The sequence below is a fragment of the Pseudoalteromonas haloplanktis ATCC 14393 genome (genome assembly GCF_000238355.1).
Taxonomy (GTDB): Bacteria; Pseudomonadota; Gammaproteobacteria; order Enterobacterales; family Alteromonadaceae; genus Pseudoalteromonas; species Pseudoalteromonas haloplanktis.
In genome coordinates this window covers 118751-136520 of sequence record NZ_AHCA01000009.1, presented here as the reverse complement: position 1 = coordinate 136520, position 17770 = coordinate 118751, and the positions used below count along the sequence as shown (strand labels likewise).

Genomic DNA, 17770 nt, shown 5'->3' with positions numbered 1-17770 from the left:
ATTGACTTTAATTGCTCGTTAATTGGCTTTTTGTTCTAATTGACTTGAAATACCCAATCAATTACTGAGATAATCCCCTCCTTAATTTTGGGGCCAGGTCGTTAGGCGGGGTTTTATTTCAAATTTTAGAGTTCGTTTGTACTAAAAGATATGGCTGAAAAACGTAATATATTTCTAGTTGGCCCTATGGGGGCTGGCAAAAGCACAATTGGTCGTCACATTGCAGACCAATTGCACCTTGAATTCGTCGATTCTGATCAAGAAATCGAACGCCGCACTGGTGCTGATATTGCCTGGGTGTTTGATCTTGAAGGTGAAGAAGGCTTTCGACTTCGTGAAGAATCTGTCATTGGCGACCTAACTGAAATGCAAGGTATTGTACTTGCAACAGGTGGTGGCTCAGTGATGAGTAAAGAAGTACGAAATAAGCTTTCGGCTCGTGGTATCGTGGTATACCTTGAGACACCAATCGAAAAGCAAGTTGCACGTACGCAGCGCGACAAGCGTCGCCCATTACTGCAAACAGAAGAAGCACCTCGTGATGTTTTAGAGCGCTTAGCTGAAGAACGCGAACCGCTGTATAAAGAAGTGGCTGATTTTACTGTACGCACTGATGAGCAAAGCGCTAAAGTTGTTGCTAATCAAATCATTGAGAAATTAGATTTTTAAATACCAATAAGAAAGGATACTAGCAATGCTTGAATTAACAGTTAATTTAGACGAGCGAAGTTATCCTATTTATATTGGAAAATCTGCACTTCAACAGACTGACAGGCTACGTCATCATATTGGTGATTGTCGGCCTATCATTATCACTAATGACACCATTGCACCTTTATACCTAAGTGATGCAATGGCGTTGTTAGCTGATTTAAATCCACTAAGTTTTATTATTCCTGATGGTGAGCAATATAAATCACTGGAATGGTTTGAGAAAATTTCAGCATTTTTACTTGAAAACAACTGCGGTAGAGATACCTGTTTAATTGCCTTAGGTGGCGGTGTTGTTGGTGATCTAACCGGTTTTGTGGCGGCTTGCTATCAACGCGGCGTACCATTTATTCAAGTACCTACTACATTGCTATCACAAGTTGACTCTTCTGTTGGTGGAAAAACGGCAGTTAATCATCCTTTAGGTAAAAACATGATAGGGGCGTTTTATCAGCCTCAAGCGGTTTTTATCGATACGCAATCACTGCATACACTCCCTGCTCGTGAGTTTGCAGCTGGTATGGCTGAAGTTATTAAATATGGCTTAATTTACGATACTGAGTTATTTAGTTTTCTTGAAACTAACATCGCGCAGTTACAGGCTTTGAATGAAGAAACTATCCAGCACGTGATCTTCCGTTGTTGTGAAATTAAAGCTCTGATCGTTGCTCAAGATGAAAAAGAAGCGGGCCTACGTGCTTTGCTGAATTTAGGGCATACATTTGCACACGCTATTGAAGCGCAAATGGGTTATGGGCAATGGTTACATGGTGAAGCGGTGGCAACCGGCATGGTATTAGCTGCAAAACTTGCACATACTCGTGGAGATTTAACTGTGGAACAAGTATCAAGAATTGTGACATTAATTGCACAGTACAACCTACCGTGTGATATTCCTGATGTGATGAACAGCGAACACTTTTTACATCACATGCGTAAAGATAAAAAGAATAAAAAAGGTACAATTCGTTTTATTCTTCCTACTGAGTTTGGCCAATGTGCGCTGGTTGATGACGTCTCTGATCAACAGGTTAGAGATTTAATAGGGCGCTAATGCAATCGCAAATCTTACCTAGCCGTGCGGCTTTGGTTGATCGGATTGCCCTACAGTTTGAATATGGGCAAAATCTCATTGTCTTATTAGGCCCTTCAGGGCTTGGTAAAAGTTACCTTCTAGAAACCTTTATCACTGATAAATATAGTGATTTTAATAAATCATTTGTGCAGTTACATGCCCGCATGACAGATAGCCAGTTAATGTCTGAGCTACTTGAACAAAGCTTTCGCTCGCCATTGATTGATCAAAATCTAAGTTTGTCAGAGAACTTTTACCAATTAGCAAAACAGCAAGACTGTGGCTCTTGCTTGTGGGTGCTAGATGGTGGTCGGCATTTGTCTGAAGAAATGGTGCAAGAACTAACAATACTTGCTCAGCACAGCCCAACAACGCTTTATATTTTATTGGCATCGCAATCGGTAGGGCAATTTAATAAAGCCGTTGAACTTCATTTAGAGCCCTTGTCTATTGCTGAAAGTAAGCAGTTAATGCAGTGTTATTTTCCTGATTTACCATATGATGAAGATCCTGTTTTTCAAACCTTTTTGCAAGAAGCGCATGGTAACCCGAGCCTATTATTAGCATGGCAGCCTACGCAACATACTGCAAAAGTAGCAGTAGCAGATAAAGTATCTTGGCGTTTACACTTGATTGCGCTGTTGGTAATTATAATGCTGTTGATCATTGGTTTTTTATATCAATCGGATATGACCCGTTGGTGGCAAGATTTTTATCAGCAACAACCAGACAGTTCGGTGTCGACAGCGATTCCAGTGGCCACCTTAAAGCAACCAGTTGCAGAGCCTGCATTAGCAACGAGTTCTTCAGCAGTAAACCTTACTGATGCTGAATTAGCCGAGCAACAAACTCAGTCAGAACAGGGAGAGCAGTCGAAGGAAAATCCTTCTCAAGACAACCTTGAACAGAAAAAACCTGCCCAAGACAGCTTAACTAAAGAAAGTTTAGATAAAGAGAACAATGTTGCGGCAATATTCGATAGTTTAGCGCCTGCAGCAGAGCCAGTTGATGTTATTGCGAGTCTAGCCGATGATGTTGACTCGAAAGCGAGTCGCGCAGCAGATTTGCCAGTTGATAATGGCTGGTATTTACAGCAGGCCGATGAGCAGCTTGTGATCCAGCTACTAGCGGTAACTCAACAGGCCGTTGCCGAGCAGTATGTGGTTGAGCAAGGCTTGCAGTCACTTGCTAAAGTTTACCAGACAAGGCGAAATGGCAAAGTGTGGTGGCTAGTCACTTATGGTAGCTATGATAATTTAAAAAGTGCGCAACAGGCGTTATCGAACTTATCTGAAACAGTGCGTAAAAATAAGCCATTTTATAAAAAAATCAGTAAAATAAAACAAGAAATCGCGTTACTAGATCAGTAAACTTACTTTGATTAGTGTAAAATCGCGGCACACCAGTTTGAAGTAAAGAGCCGATGCAGAAAAAGACCAGAGCCTTCCTTAAATGGGCTGGCGGAAAATACAGCTTAGTTGAAGATATTAGCACGCGCTTAAATGAAGCGAGTAAGCATGCTGATACCTTAGTTGAACCGTTTGTTGGCGCTGGTTCGGTATTTTTAAATACCGATTTTAAACATTACATCCTCAATGATATTAATGCTGATCTAATCAATCTTTATAACGAACTAAAAAACTCACCTGATGAATTTATTAGTGACGCTAAAAAGTTATTTGTTGATTTAAATAATCAAGCTGACGCGTATTACGATTATCGCGTACAGTTTAATCAAAGTAATGATATTTATGAGCGAGCTATTTTATTTTTATACATGAATCGCCATGGTTACAATGGCTTATGTCGTTATAACTTGAAAGGCATTTTTAATGTGCCATTTGGTAAGTATAAGCGTCCTTACTTTCCAGAAAATGAAATGTATATTTTTGCCGAGAAAGCACAACAAGCCACATTTACTTGTTTAGGTTATGATGACGTATTTAAATTAGTTCCAGATAATGCGGTGATCTATTGTGATCCTCCGTATGTCCCTTTGAGCAAAACGGCTTCGTTTACCTCGTATGCTAAAGGTGGTTTTAATTTAGATGATCAGGCCAATTTAGCAAATTTAGCAGAGCAGGCTGCATTTGAAAATAAAACGCCTGTATTGATCTCAAACCACGATACGGTCTGGACTCGCAAAATTTATAGCCAAGCGAGCTTGGCAGAAATTCAAGTTAAACGCACGATTAGCCCTAAAGGTGGCTCGCGTAACAAAGTAAATGAGTTAATGGCTATGTATTTAGCACCCAAGTCACCACGCCATAAATAGCGGCAACAAAAAGAGTAAATAATATAACTGCGATGATGATAATACTCAGTGGCGAGTGTTGTTTGAAGTCAGAACGGCGTTTGTTTTCAGACTGCACGCCGAAGAATGCTGCAATAACGCTTTGCATAGCACTCAGCAGCTGTTGCATTTAATTAAAACCGCGGACTAAGTGAACGCGCTTTTTTTGGTTCATCTGAGCTAGTTAGTAACTCAAGTAAATCTAAATAATGAAACTGTGCACTACGGCTTTCACCGGTGAGCCATGACATCCAACTTGATTCTTGTTCGACTTTCATGCATTGGGTAGCATTATTAATAGTGAGGTGTCCAGAGCTACATTGGCAATCGTTTGCTGCCATAAAGGCATCATCACTTTTTGAAAAATAGCTTATAGAAGCGATAGTTATAGCAGCCGCAGTTAAGATCCCGATTTTAAAAGCACGCATTTGACTAAATCCATAATAATGTAACTCATTAGAGCATACATAAAAAATGCTCAAATAACAAACTTAATTTACCCTTAATAAATATAAATTTTTAATAAAATTAAACGCTTAAGGTAAAAATAATGTTTAAATTTAGTTGCTTGAAATTTAACCGTTGCATTTAATTAAATAGAGTTAAAGCTTAAATTTATGGGTTGTTTCGCTCATTATTGAATGTCGTACAATATATTGCAGATTTATTTTCCCGCCTTCAGGTTATTTGTTACATTAGGCGTATCAAGGCTTTATAAATCAGCTTAGTTGCATTTATGAATACACTCTAAGGATTGTTTATGTTAGAAACACTACAAAAGTATCTGATTGCTCCCTCTATTTTATCTGCTGATTTTGCGCGCTTGGGCGAAGATGTTGAGCGTGTCTTAGACTCAGGTGCAGATGTAGTGCATTTTGATGTCATGGATAATCACTATGTACCAAATCTAACAATTGGCCCTATGGTCTGCAAAGCGCTACGTGATTATGGCATCACAGCGCCTATTGATGTGCATTTAATGGTTAAACCTGTTGATAGTTTAATTCCGCAATTTGCAGAGGCTGGTGCGTCAATTATTACCTTTCACCCAGAAGCGAGTGAACATATTGATCGTACTTTACAGTTGATCAAAGACCATGGTTGCCAAGCTGGCTTAGTATTTAATCCCGCAACGAGCTTAAGCTATTTAGAACACGTGATTGATAAACTTGATGTGATTTTACTGATGTCGGTAAACCCAGGGTTTGGTGGTCAGAGCTTTATTCCCCATACTTTGGAGAAACTTCGTCAAGCGCGAAAAATTATAGATGACTCAGGTCGTGCAATACGCTTGGAGGTGGACGGCGGGATTAAAGTCGACAATATAGCCGCTGCGGCTCAAGCTGGCGCGGACATGTTTGTAGCAGGTTCCGCAATCTTTAATCAGCCAAATTATAAAGCAGTGATAGAGCAAATGCGTGAACAGTTAAAAGGTGTTAAGTAATGAAGTACGAGGTTGCTTTATTTGATTTAGATGGCACTTTAGTTGATAGCGTTTATGACTTATATATCGCTATGAATCTGACCTTATCTGACTTGGCTTTTCCTATTGTTAGTCAGCGCTTGGTGGAAAGCTGGGTCGGCAATGGCATTGAAACTTTGGTAAAACGGGGTTTAAGTGGTGATATGCAAGTGAGTGAGCATTTAGACGCTGTACTTGCTGACAAAGCAATTACGTTGTTTTACGGTCATTATGGACAAATTGTTGGTGAATACAGTGTGTTGTATCAACACGTAGAAACTGGCCTTGCGGCATTACGTGGAGTACCAAAAGCGTTGATCACTAATAAAGCGCGATGCTTCACAGAAAAACTATTAGATAAACTCGCATTAACAAGTCACTTTGAAGTGATAGTTTGTGGTGACGACATGGCTAAAAAGCCATCCCCTGAGCCGCTTTTATTTGCTTGTCAGCAATTAAATGTAGCTGTTAGCCAGGCAATAATGATAGGTGATTCAAAAAGTGATATTTTAGCTGCTCAAGCTGCCAATATTGATGTAATTGCGTTAAGTTATGGCTATAACCAAGGTGAAAACCTCAGTGATTATAATCCGCAGTACCTCTGTGATACATTCTTAGATATAATACCTGTGCTTAGCCAAAGGTAAGCGCTTGCATTTTTAATTTTAGTATTTTTTATTTTAGTAATATAAAGGAACATCATGAGTAAACCAGTAGTGTTAAGTGGCATGCAGCCAACCGGTGGGATGACAATAGGCAACTATGTTGGTGCTATTAACCAGTGGGTAAAGCTACAGGAAGAATATGATAGTCACTTTATGTTAGCCGATTTACACGCCATTACCGTACGCCAAGACCCTGAATTGTTAAGAGCGCGCGTGTTAGATGGTATTGCTTTATACGTAGCGTGTGGAATTAACCCTGAAAAAGCTGCACTATTTGTGCAATCACAAGTGCCTGAACATGCTCAATTAGGTTGGGTATTAAACTGTTATGCACAAATGGGTGAGCTGAACCGCATGACCCAATTTAAAGACAAGTCAGCCAAGAATACTAATAACGTCAATGTGGGCTTGTTTGCTTACCCAGTACTGCAAGCGGCAGATATTCTTCTTTATCAAGCGGCACAAGTGCCAGTGGGGGATGACCAAAAGCAACACTTAGAGCTTACTCGTGATATCGCAACGCGTTTTAATAACGTTTATGGCGAAGTGTTCACTATTCCTGAACCTTACATTCCTGAGTTTGGTGCACGCGTAATGAGCTTGCAAGATCCGCTGAAGAAAATGTCTAAATCAGATGAAAACCCAAATGGTTTTATCATGATGTTAGATGAGCCGAAAAAGATTGAGAAAAAGCTGAAAAAAGCAGTAACTGATTCAGACGAGCAGGCACGTATTTATTTTGATCGTACTGAAAAACCAGGTGTATCAAATTTATTAACGCTAATGTCAGTAGCCACTAAACGTTCAATTGAAGAGTTAGTGCCTGAATACGAAGATAAAATGTATGGTCATCTGAAAAAAGATACGGCCGATGCAGTGGTGAGCATGATTGAACCAATTCAAGCGCGTTTTAAAGAAATTCGTGAAGATCAAACTATGCTTGATACCATCATGAGAACCGGCGCTGAAAAAGCCAGTGCACGCGCTGAGGTGACCTTAAAATCGGTTTACGAGGCATTAGGCTTCATACCTCGCCCATAATTTAGCTTTAGTTTGCAAAAAACCGCTTTTGAATAATATTCTAAAGCGGTTTTTTTACTTTTAAAGTGTGGCTGTTGTACTAATACCAATCGACTTAAATATTTAACCATTCTAGCGAGCTAAATAAAGCGCTAACTGCGTTATAAATTTTTCATGTAGAACAACTACATGTCAAAATTTACGCCTTGTTATCACGTCATTTATCTGTCGCTATAAATGGTCAGTAACTTAACACGATTGGTATAATAGACAATGTATGCGGCGTTTTTATAGCGCACTAGGCTTTGTCTAGTTTATCAGCTAACTTTTTATCAATTTGTTTTTGTAGCTCGTCCATTGATTTTTCCAAGTTCACATCTAATTTTGTATCTAATCCATTTTCGAATGCTTGCTCTTTCGCTTGCGCTTGTTGTACTACAGATTTTGAGATATGTAAGCTACCTAGTTGTTGCATAACTAGCTCAGGGTTACCTGCTGCCATTGCTGAAGAAGTACCAAAAGTAGCGGCGATTAAAAATACTGGTAATGTTTTTTTGATTAAATTTTTCATGATTGAACCCTTTTAATTTTTAAACTTTAAGTTAACTATTAACTGCAAATATTGGCTGCGATTAAATTAGCAGTGAACCGTTTGCTGTTGACGGTGATAAGAATAGCCCTGAAATTTAATAAAGTCGCTTATCTAGTTATGAGCAATTAATTGATAATAGTTTTTTATTTATTGTTATTTTAAATCAATGTCTTATTGTTAAACCTTATATTGCAATATAAGGTTTAACTACATAAATAATCGTCCCTGTGCTAGGGTTAGTAGATACAAAAAAAGAAATAAGCCTTATGAATTATCAAATCGGACCTTGGCAATTTATTAAAAACCGTTGTGTGGTTGTTGCAGGTAATATAGAACGAGAGTTAGATCCGTTACTTGTTAAATTACTAATGCACTTTATTAGTAAGCCTCAGCAGATCATTGCCCGTCAAGAATTAGTAGAGCAGGTTTGGCAGCAAAGTTTTGTTGATGACAATGCGATTAATCGTGCAATCTCAGAGCTACGCAAGCAACTTTCTCACCCTATTGAAAAAGCCCCATTATTAAAAACTCATTATCGCAAAGGTTATAGCTTGACTGTGGTTGCCACGCCACTAGCTGTAAATGAACCACAGCATCAGCCGAACGCTATGACCTCTATTGATCATGTTCGTGAGGTAAGTCTTAATGCGACAAATGTAAGTGATATAAAGAGCGACTCAGAAATTGCCCATGTGGTGCTTGCAGAAAGTAGTACTAGTAGCCAAGTAATAGCGACAAGTTACACTAAATCAAAACAATTTTACGTAGTTGCTGGCGTGTTGTTACTTGTGCTGATTACTGTAATTGTCAGTTGGCTGGTGATGAACAACACAAAGCAGCATCCACCTGAGCAAGGTGAGATCATAAAAACAACCGCAACAATTATCCCAAGCACATGGAATGTAGGCGCAGAAGCGGTACCAGTTCTTTCTTTTGATAAGCAATATTTGGCCTACAGTAATACTGATTTAACTACTCAGCAACCCCATGCCTTTGTTAAGCGTATCGCCGATCAACGAGAAATAGAGTTGCATTACCAAGACTTCAATGTCTCTATTTTGTCATGGCAGCTTAAGCAGCATAGTGTATTGTTGCAGGCAACAAAATTATCTGAGCAGCAATGCTTAATGGTACTGGTTGATATTAGTGACTTTTTAAATCCTACCGCGGGGCGGGTTATTCGTGAGTGCGACTTACGTTATACCGGTTATGCGCAACTGGATGAAAGTGGTACATTCTTATATTTCAGTGAATTTAAAGACAAGCAAGGTGGCGCTGGGCTTTTACGCTATAACACTCACACTAAGAAAGAAACCACTTTAGTTCCAAGCTCTGACATATTGTATGGGGTATTGATGCCGCGTATTTCATCATCAGGTAAATACATAGGCTATATTCAATCATTGCAAGGTCAGCCATTTTCCTTTTTTACTTACAACTTACAGACGACAGAGATAAAGCGCTTTTTTCAGGGGCAGTCAAAAGGAATTAGCTTTGCATTTGATTGGCTACCTAATGAAGACCGTGTGTTTGTTTCAGAGTATGACCGCCTAACGACTATTAATGTTGTTGATGGTAGCCATACGGTTCGTGAAATATCACCTTACCTGTCGGCTTATTATATAGCGGCTCAATCCGCTAATAGTTTTTACTTTTCGCCAGCACAAACCCAGCAGCTGTCGATATTTAAAGTCACTGATTTATTTTCGCTACAGATGCAAGGGCATTATTTATACCAATCAGAAGGTAATAACTACAATGCATTGCCGCTGCTTAGTGGACAGCAAGCCAGCACATTGTTTATTTCTAGCCGCTCAGGCAATGGTCAAATTTGGCTCGAGCAAGGTGACCAACAAGTGCAAATAAGTAATTTCACCGCACAGCATGGTACGCCTGATTTTGGTTTTGTAAGAATGGCCAGTAATGGCAAGTTTTTATTACTCAAAATTAATGAACAGCTCAACTTTTTTGATATTGAAGCGAAAAAGCTGCATAGCATAGCGGAGTTAAAAGGATTAAAAGTTGCAAGCTACGCATGGTCAGATAATAACGAGCTAATATGGCTAATTGAACAGCAGGATAAACGTTATCAATTATGGCAATTTAATTTGTTAACCCGTGAATTGGCTAAGCGTAATGATATTGCCCCTTATGCATTACTTAACGATAACCAAGGGCGCAGTTATGCTGTCACCAACGATGAGCTGATCCGACTTGCGGATGATACACGTTGGCAGCTTCCTGATGCTGCCCGTAGCACCTCGTTTCATGCAATTAATGCCGAGTATTTATATATTAGTGATGGTATCTCGCGAGTAGCTCGCTTTAATTTAACCAGCCACGCACTTGAAGAAACGCATGTTGATTTCAAGTCGTTTGCCTTTAATGTCACCGATAATAATGAGCTGCTATTCAATCGCCGAGATGTGAAAGATACACAAATAAAACTAGTCAGTTGGTAGGATTTAGCTGCCTGACACATATAGATATAACTAAAGCCGTGCTTGATTTAACAAGCGCGGCTTTACTTTTTGGGTTGGTAGTTAGCTACTGCGGTGCCTTTATTCCTGCGGAGTCACAGGCTTTTACTGTAAAGCTATAGCCATAGGGTTTGCTGTTATCTAAGGCTATTTCGACAATTTCGTAATCATTTAATTCGACAACTTTGGTATTTGTGGATTTTTTACAGCGTGAGTAGCTATTTGCTTCAAAACTGTAAGCAAAGATCGCGATTAGGCGCTTACTGCGTTCAAAATAGCCTTTAGTATCAAGGAAAGAATAGACAGCATTAGAAATATCGGTATCGCCTTCTGAAGTCGCGTCGAGAGTGATTAGCGGCTGCTTGTCAGTTTCTTGTTCAGACTCAGTTTGTTGTTGTATTTTTTCTGATATTTGCTCTATCGCTTGCTCTTGTTGTGCTTTTGGCTTGGCAGATAATTGCTGACTTTGAGAAAAGGTGATTGTTATATCATCAATAACTTCGGTTGTGGGCTTACCATCAACAAACGAAAATATATTTAGGATCACCACGCTTGCAAGTACGAAGCGCAGTAGAGCTGTTAATAAAGGTGAATAACTCTGTGTGATGAATTTGATGCGATCAGAACCAAAAGGTTTGATCAACAACAGGGCGAGAATATACAGAGGTAAAAGTAATTGCAGGGCAAGTAATGTGGCAAGAGTGATCCCCAGTGCCCATGGCGGTAAATAAATTAAGGTTGCAAAATTATGAGTGTAATTTAACTGGCTCGCCGACACCATAGTGACTTCGTTAACAATACCGCTAGCGCTGGCGAGCACAAAGTTGGCTATCGTTGCGTAAAAAATTAGTATCAGTGCTTTACCGGCAAGTGAATGCCAGAGATGATTAAACTTAGGCCAAAACTCAACGATTAAAGCAATAATACTCAAGGCCGTGCAAAGCCAACCTGATTGCAACACAACGAGGCTGGCCAATGCGAGTAAATACAGTTTTTGTGCGGTACTTAAATTAAACCAAATAGCTTGGCCGCGCTTAAAAATACGCTTTGCTTGCACTTGCCAACTTGCGTGTTGTTGCTTGAGCTGTTTATTAGCACGCCATTTGATTATTTTTAGATACCGTTGCACATTTTTCCTAACTTATAAAAGCGGCTTTAAGTAATGACCAGTATGTGAGCGCTCACATTCAGCCACTTCTTCCGGCGTGCCTGCAATGAGAATTTCACCACCACCCGCGCCACCTTCAGGGCCTAAATCAACAATCCAATCAGCGGTTTTGATCACATCAAGGTTGTGCTCAATCACCACAATGGTATTACCGTGGTCACGTAAGCGATGCAATACAACTAACAACTGCTCGATGTCAGCAAAATGCAAGCCTGTGGTTGGTTCATCCAAAATATACAAGGTTTTGCCAGTGTCACGCTTGGATAGCTCGCGGGCAAGTTTAACTCGCTGTGCTTCACCACCAGAGAGTGTGGTAGCTGCTTGGCCGAGGCGAATATATGACAAGCCTACATCCATCAAGGTTTTTAGCTTACGTGCAATCGCTGGGATTTTGTCAAAGTAGTCGTGTGCGTCTTCAACGGTCATCTCTAGCACTTGATGAATGTTTTTGCCTTTGTACTGTACTTCTAACGTCTCGCGGTTATAGCGTTGGCCTTTACAGACATCACACGGCACATAAACATCCGGTAAAAAATGCATTTCTACTTTAATTACGCCATCACCTTGGCAGGCTTCACAGCGCCCACCTTTAACGTTAAAACTAAATCGACCCACTTTATAGCCACGCGAACGTGACTCTTGAGTGCCGGCAAATAACTCACGAATACCGGTAAATATACCCGTATACGTTGCAGGGTTTGAACGCGGTGTACGACCAATTGGGCTTTGATCGATATCGATCACTTTGTCAAAGTGCTCAAGGCCTTTAATTTCTTTATATGGCGCAGCTTCTGCGGTGGTTGCACCATTTAACTCGGTATGCGCGAGCTTGAACAAGGTGTCGTTAATAAGGGTTGATTTACCAGAGCCAGATACGCCGGTAATACAAGTCATCAAACCAAAAGGAATTTTTAAATCAACATTCTTGAGGTTATTACCTGTCGCGCCAAATAGCTCTAGCCATTTGTCGTTAACTTTATGCCGAACGCTTGGCACTTCAATTTTACGTTTACCCGATAAGAACTGCCCAGTAACTGATTTTTCACTGGCTAAAATATCATCCCGCGTACCTTGAGCAATAACATAGCCACCATGCACACCAGCCCCAGGGCCAATATCAATAATGTGATCGGCAGCGCGTATCGCATCTTCATCATGTTCAACGACAATTACGGTATTACCGAGATCTCGTAAATGGATAAGCGTTTTTAACAGGCGGTCGTTGTCGCGCTGATGCAAACCAATAGAAGGTTCATCAAGTACATACATTACACCAACAAGACCTGCACCAATTTGGCTTGCTAAGCGAATACGCTGTGCTTCACCACCGGATAAAGTGTCAGCACTGCGTTCAAGAGATAAATAATTTAAACCAACATTAATTAAAAACGATAAACGGTCGCGGATCTCTTTGAGTATTTTTTCAGCAATTTGACCTTTTTGGCCGGTTAAGCTTAAACCTTCAAAAAAGTCCATGGCTTCACCAATACTCATGGTGGTTATTGCTGGCAGGTTGGTTTGCCCTATAAATACACTACGTGCTTCTTGGCGAAGGCGAGAGCCTTTACAGCTAGGGCAGGCTTGACTGGTTTGGTATTTAGCGAGTTCTTCGCGTACCGAGTTTGACTCAGTCTCACGATAGCGACGGTTCATATTATTGAGCACGCCTTCAAACTCATGGTTACGCGTTATTAAATCACCACGATCGTTGCGATAGTTAAATGCAATTTTAGTGCTGCCAGAGCCCTCTAAGATAATCTTTTTAGCCTCTTTACTTAGCTCTTGGAACGGCACTTCCAAATCAAATTTATAATGTTCAGCAACCGCTTGCAGCATTTGAAAGTAGTAAAAGCTGCGTTTATCCCAACCTTTAATTGCGCCACCAGATAAACTGAGTTCCGGGTTTTGAATAACGCGGTTAGGATCGAAATACTGTCTTACCCCTAAACCATCACAGCTTTGACATGCGCCAGCAGGGTTATTAAATGAGAATAACCGTGGCTCAAGCTCAGTCATCGCGTAGCCACAGGTAGGGCAGGCAAAGTTTGCTGACAGTAATAATTCTTCAGCATTTGCATCATCCATTGAGGCTATGGTAGCCACACCTGCAGACAATTCCAGCGCGGTTTCAAACGATTCAGCTAAACGCTGTTGTAAGCCATCTTTCACTTTAAAGCGGTCGACAACCACTTCGATGGTGTGCTTTTTGTGTAGCTCTAAGGTTGGAGGATCGGAAAGATCGCATACTTCGCCATCAATACGGGCGCGAATGTAGCCTTGACTGGCTAACTGCTCTAATAACTTAACATGCTCACCTTTACGCTCTTTTACTACCGGAGCCAGTAGCATCAGTTTGCTACCTTCAGGGAATGCCAAGACAGTATCGACCATTTGGCTAATTGTTTGTGCTGCTAGTGGTAAATCGTGAGTAGGACAACGTGGTTCACCTACCCGGGCAAACATTAAACGTAAATAGTCATAAATTTCGGTAATGGTACCAACGGTGGAGCGAGGATTATGTGACGTTGATTTTTGCTCAATTGAAATTGCCGGTGACAGCCCTTCAATATGATCAACATCAGGTTTTTCCATTAAAGATAAAAATTGTCTGGCATAAGCCGATAAAGATTCTACATACCGACGTTGCCCTTCTGCATATAAGGTATCAAATGCCAAAGACGATTTACCTGAACCAGATAGGCCGGTGATAACAATTAATTTATCACGGGGAATGGTTAGGCTGATGTCTTTTAAATTGTGCGTGCGGGCGCCTCGGACTTCAATGTTTTCCATGCTATCTCGTTTCATTACCAAATTGATTTACTGAGTATCTCATAATACGCAGCAAGATTAATCCTTGATCAATGAAAAAATCATCAGTTTGAAACGATTATTTCTTGTTAAGCTTGTGCTAGAATCCCTGCTCGAATTTTAATAGACAGCAAGAACACGCGAATCATGACAGCATCTTCACTTAATTCACGAGAAAAACGCGCCGCAGTATCGCTCGCGAGTGTGTTTGCATTTCGTATGCTTGGCTTATTTATGTTAATGCCTGTGCTGGCAATTTACGGACAAGATTTAGCTGGATTTTCACCGTTATGGATTGGTATTGCGATTGGTGCTTATGGCTTAACGCAAGCGGTGTTGCAAATCCCTATGGGTTGGCTATCAGATAAAATTGGCCGTAAAAAAGTTATTGTAGGTGGTTTGTGTGTGTTTGCGCTAGGGTCAGTGATTGCTGCAACCGCAGATTCTTTACAAATGGTAACCGTTGGGCGAGCTTTGCAAGGAATGGGGGCGATTGCCAGTTCATTGCTGGCGTTTGCATCCGATCTTAGCCGTGATGAGCAACGACCAAAAGTGATGGCTGTTATCGGTATGAGTATCGGCATGAGCTTTGCTGTTGCTATGTTACTAGGCCCTATGGTCGCTGCGGCTTGGGGTATTGCTGGAATTTTTTGGTTGACGGCAGCGCTGGCTATTCTTGGTATTTTTATTATATTATTCTTAGTACCCAAAGCGGTTAATAAAGCGCCCAAAGGCGATACCCTAGCCAGCTTTACAGATATTAAAAAACTAATTAAACACCCACAGTTAGCACGTTTAGATATGGGGATCATGTTGCTGCACTTAACCCTAACCACTATTTTTGTGGCGCTACCTGGTCAATTAATTGCTAATGGCCTTGTTGCATCAGCACATTGGCAAATATATATCCCAGTGTTGATTTTTGGCTTTTTGTTAATGGCGCCGATGATGATCATCGCCATTCGTAAAGAAAAAGAAAAGCAGGCCTTTATCGCATCAATTGCTTTGTTAACACTGAGTATGACTGCAATGGCATTATGGGTTGATAGTATTTTAGGTATGGCATTATGCATGTTGGCCTATTTTGTGGCGTTTAATTTTCTAGAAGCGACTATGCCTGCATTAGTATCGCGTTTTTCACCAGCAAACCAAAAAGGTTCGGCGATGGGAGTATTTTCATCTGGGCAATTTTTTGGGGCATTTTTAGGTGGTATTTTAGGAGGTTACGTTGCGCAATCAACAACAGCACAAGCAGTGTTTGCCGCAGCCGCAGTTGTTGGGTTAATATGGCTTATCCTTGCGTGGAATATGCAAGTCCCGCCAAGAAGTAAAATGATAAGCTTAATGACTGAATTAAGTAATGAGCAGCAAGCGCAAACCCTTGCTTCTCGTTTAGTTGCTTTACCAGGTGTAATTGAAGCAACGGTAGTATGCGATGAAAATCGTAGCTATTTAAAGATTAATGATAAAGAATTTGACCTAGACCAAGCCCGTAAAGTGGCTGGTTTAATATAACGTTTATAGGAGAAAGGTCCATGGCACGCGGTGTGAACAAAGTAATCTTGGTTGGTAATTTAGGTCAAGATCCAGAAGTACGTTATATGCCTAATGGCAATGGTGTAGCGAATATTACCTTAGCAACGTCTGATAGCTATAAAGATAAAAACACCGGTCAAATGGTTGATAAAACAGAATGGCACCGTGTGGTATTTTTTGGCAAATTGGCTGAAATTGTCGGCGAATATTGCCGTAAGGGATCACAAATTTACGTTGAAGGTAAATTACAAACACGTAAATGGACCGACCAACAAGGCCAAGAGAAATACACCACTGAGATCGTAGTAGACGGCTTTACAGGGCAAATGCAAATGCTAGGCGCACGTGGTGGCGATCAGCAAGGTGGTGGCTACCAAGGTGGTCAACAACAAAGCCAAGGCGGCCAATCTCAAGGTGGTTACGGCCAACAGCAAAGCGCTCCACAAGGTGGTGGTTATCAACAAAGTGCACCACAACAAAGTGGTGGTGGTTATGCGCCTGCTCCACAACAAGCTCCTGCCGCTCGCCAGCAGCCAGCTCCACAACAGAATAATCAATACCAAAGTGGTGGCTATGCTCCACAAGGTGGCGGCCAACCACAAGGCGGTTTTGCACCTAAACCACAAAATGCCCCACAAGGCGGCGCATCAAATCCAATGGAACCACCCATTGACTTTGATGACGATATCCCGTTTTAACCAAAGACAAATTTAAAAATGTTGAAAAAAACCTCGCACTGGCGAGGTTTTTTCGTTTGAACTCAAATCAGCACTGATTATTTACGGTATTGCAGAGATATTCAGCGCTGTTAGGCAGCGTTACTTTATAGTCAGTACCATAGGGATTGCCAGCTTTATAAAAGTCGGTTGATATAATTTGTGCACCACTACTAAATGCAGCGTTAGCGCGGCTCATATCATTTACTTTAGCTTCGTAGGTTTCTATATCTGCACGAGTGCGAACTAAGTAACCTTGTTTAACGTACTTTTGTATCTCTTGCTGGCGAACTTTTGCATTATCAAGTAACAAAAATGCGGCATGTTTTTCACCAGGTGTTGAGCGTAAAAAAGCCACGCGTTTTTCAAGGTTCGGCCGTCCACTTAAGTAATGTGTTAAGTCTGATGTATCACCTGCAGCAATCATCATAAATACGAACTTGCCTTTACTGCTGGCAAGGCTAGGCCAGTTCTTGGCGCGTACAGCCTGTTCTAAAGTAGGATAATGGCCACGAACATCATCAGGGGTTATTAACTTATTTCGACCAATAATATTGACAATACTGCTGTCCATTTCAGCGTAACTATTTTGTTCAAAAGGTAAAACACTTGTTGCCCCAGGTAGGGCATCCATAGCAGCTCGTCCCTTTGCTTCTAACATAATAAAGATAGGTGCGTGATCTGGATTGCTTGCTGACCAGTCAGCAAGTTCTTGCAAGCACACAGTAAATAAATTGCAATTAGATCTAAAGTCCAAATCTGCTACGTGTAGCACTTTTAAACCTGGTTTTTCGAGGTCGGTTTTATCATGAGGCAATAGTGCTGACTCAGGCACACCTTTTGACTTTAAAAGCTCGTAACCCGCAGGTTTTAAAAATCTACCACCATCAGGATCGCGGTAAATATCAATCTCAAGTGAGCGAACGCCATGATCAAGTTGATCTGTTAATGATTCATAGCTGTAGTTTAAGCCTTCAGCAAAGCCAATTGGACTAGGGTGCTCTTCTTGAAATTGCTGAGATTGTTCTTTGCTCATGTTTTCCATGAACGCTGATTTTTTTGCTTCAATAGCTTTATCAAATACACTGAGTAATTTTGGATCAACAAACTGAGAATAGCTGTTGTGGGTTCCTAATACTTGGATTTCGTTAATCTTTAGCCCGTGCTCAGTCTCAATGGTGCTGGCGCAACTTACTGCCAGCATAATAGCTGGCAGGGCAAGTAGGTATTTTTTCATTTTT

Annotated in this window: 16 protein-coding genes; 10 read left to right on the top strand and 6 right to left on the bottom strand. The window is 40.8% G+C overall.

Translation table 11 applies throughout. The annotated features are described in order from the left end of the window. Positions 1-150 precede the first annotated feature (150 nt). Genes aroK through PHAL_RS0116460 form a run of 4 tightly spaced genes read left to right on the top strand, consistent with a single transcriptional unit; the run spans position 151 to position 4061 of the window. On the top strand, positions 151-669 hold the full coding sequence (gene aroK / locus PHAL_RS0116475) for a shikimate kinase AroK (RefSeq protein ID WP_016709531.1): 519 nt from the start codon (positions 151-153) through the stop codon (positions 667-669). Positions 670-694: 25 nt separating this feature from the next. Beyond that, positions 695-1765 (top strand): 3-dehydroquinate synthase, encoded by a 1071-nt coding sequence (gene aroB / locus PHAL_RS0116470; RefSeq protein WP_016709530.1) that lies wholly within the window; start codon positions 695-697, stop codon positions 1763-1765. Further along, positions 1765-3156, top strand: coding sequence for an AAA family ATPase (locus tag PHAL_RS0116465; protein ID WP_016709529.1), 1392 nt, complete (start codon positions 1765-1767; stop codon positions 3154-3156). Before aroB ends, PHAL_RS0116465 begins: the two co-directional genes overlap by 1 nt. Positions 3157-3209: 53 nt before the next feature. Next, on the top strand, positions 3210-4061 hold the full coding sequence (locus PHAL_RS0116460) for a Dam family site-specific DNA-(adenine-N6)-methyltransferase (RefSeq protein ID WP_016709528.1): 852 nt from the start codon (positions 3210-3212) through the stop codon (positions 4059-4061). Here PHAL_RS0116460 and PHAL_RS0116455 read toward each other — a convergent pair. Together PHAL_RS0116455 and PHAL_RS0116450 are read right to left on the bottom strand one after the other, a co-directional pair. Then, complete coding sequence (locus PHAL_RS0116455; RefSeq protein ID WP_016709527.1) at positions 4024-4209, bottom strand: DUF2970 domain-containing protein; 186 nt, start codon at positions 4207-4209, stop codon at positions 4024-4026. The two genes, PHAL_RS0116460 and PHAL_RS0116455, sit on opposite strands and share 38 nt — an antisense overlap. Before the next feature lie 4 nt (positions 4210-4213). After that, entirely contained in the window at positions 4214-4507 is a 294-nt protein-coding gene (locus PHAL_RS0116450; protein WP_016709526.1) for a hypothetical protein, read from the bottom strand. A gap of 332 nt (positions 4508-4839) precedes the next feature. On the opposite strand from PHAL_RS0116450, the gene rpe reads away from it, so the two are divergent. From rpe to trpS, 3 genes are read left to right on the top strand one after another with little or no spacing between them, the layout of a single operon-like run. Then, complete coding sequence (gene rpe / locus PHAL_RS0116445; RefSeq protein WP_016709525.1) at positions 4840-5523, top strand: ribulose-phosphate 3-epimerase; 684 nt, start codon at positions 4840-4842, stop codon at positions 5521-5523. After that, positions 5523-6188, top strand: a complete 666-nt coding sequence (locus PHAL_RS0116440) for an HAD-IA family hydrolase (RefSeq protein ID WP_016709524.1) — start codon at positions 5523-5525, stop codon at positions 6186-6188. The genes rpe and PHAL_RS0116440 overlap by 1 nt, the downstream gene beginning before the upstream one ends. Positions 6189-6242: 54 nt before the next feature. Continuing rightward, complete coding sequence (trpS, locus tag PHAL_RS0116435) at positions 6243-7247, top strand: tryptophan--tRNA ligase (protein ID WP_016709523.1); 1005 nt, start codon at positions 6243-6245, stop codon at positions 7245-7247. 277 nt (positions 7248-7524) lie between these two features. On the opposite strand, the gene PHAL_RS0116430 is transcribed toward trpS, so the two are convergent. After that, on the bottom strand, positions 7525-7797 hold the full coding sequence (locus tag PHAL_RS0116430; protein WP_016709522.1) for a hypothetical protein: 273 nt from the start codon (positions 7795-7797) through the stop codon (positions 7525-7527). Between the two features lie 287 nt (positions 7798-8084). On the opposite strand from PHAL_RS0116430, the gene PHAL_RS0116425 reads away from it, so the two are divergent. Then, the gene (locus tag PHAL_RS0116425) at positions 8085-10280 is read left to right on the top strand and encodes a winged helix-turn-helix domain-containing protein (RefSeq protein ID WP_016709521.1); all 2196 of its coding nucleotides are present in this window, start codon (positions 8085-8087) and stop codon (positions 10278-10280) included. Positions 10281-10365: 85 nt separating this feature from the next. On the opposite strand, the gene PHAL_RS0116420 is transcribed toward PHAL_RS0116425, so the two are convergent. Together PHAL_RS0116420 and uvrA are read right to left on the bottom strand one after the other, a co-directional pair. Further along, complete coding sequence (locus PHAL_RS0116420) at positions 10366-11427, bottom strand: hypothetical protein (protein WP_016709520.1); 1062 nt, start codon at positions 11425-11427, stop codon at positions 10366-10368. A 12-nt stretch (positions 11428-11439) separates the two neighbouring features. Then, positions 11440-14259, bottom strand: a complete 2820-nt coding sequence (uvrA, locus tag PHAL_RS0116415) for an excinuclease ABC subunit UvrA (protein WP_016709519.1) — start codon at positions 14257-14259, stop codon at positions 11440-11442. 165 nt (positions 14260-14424) lie between these two features. On the opposite strand from uvrA, the gene PHAL_RS0116410 reads away from it, so the two are divergent. Together PHAL_RS0116410 and ssb are read left to right on the top strand one after the other, a co-directional pair. After that, positions 14425-15792: an MFS transporter gene (locus tag PHAL_RS0116410; protein ID WP_016709518.1), complete on the top strand. Its 1368-nt coding sequence runs from the start codon at positions 14425-14427 to the stop codon at positions 15790-15792. A 20-nt stretch (positions 15793-15812) separates the two neighbouring features. Next, a complete protein-coding gene (ssb, locus tag PHAL_RS0116405) occupies positions 15813-16511 on the top strand; it encodes a single-stranded DNA-binding protein (protein WP_016709517.1) in 699 nt (232 codons plus the stop codon). Positions 16512-16578: 67 nt separating this feature from the next. Here the strand turns inward: ssb and PHAL_RS0116400 are convergent, their stop codons facing one another. Then, entirely contained in the window at positions 16579-17766 is a 1188-nt protein-coding gene (locus PHAL_RS0116400; RefSeq protein WP_016709516.1) for a Ca2+-dependent phosphoinositide-specific phospholipase C, read from the bottom strand. Positions 17767-17770 lie beyond the last annotated feature (4 nt).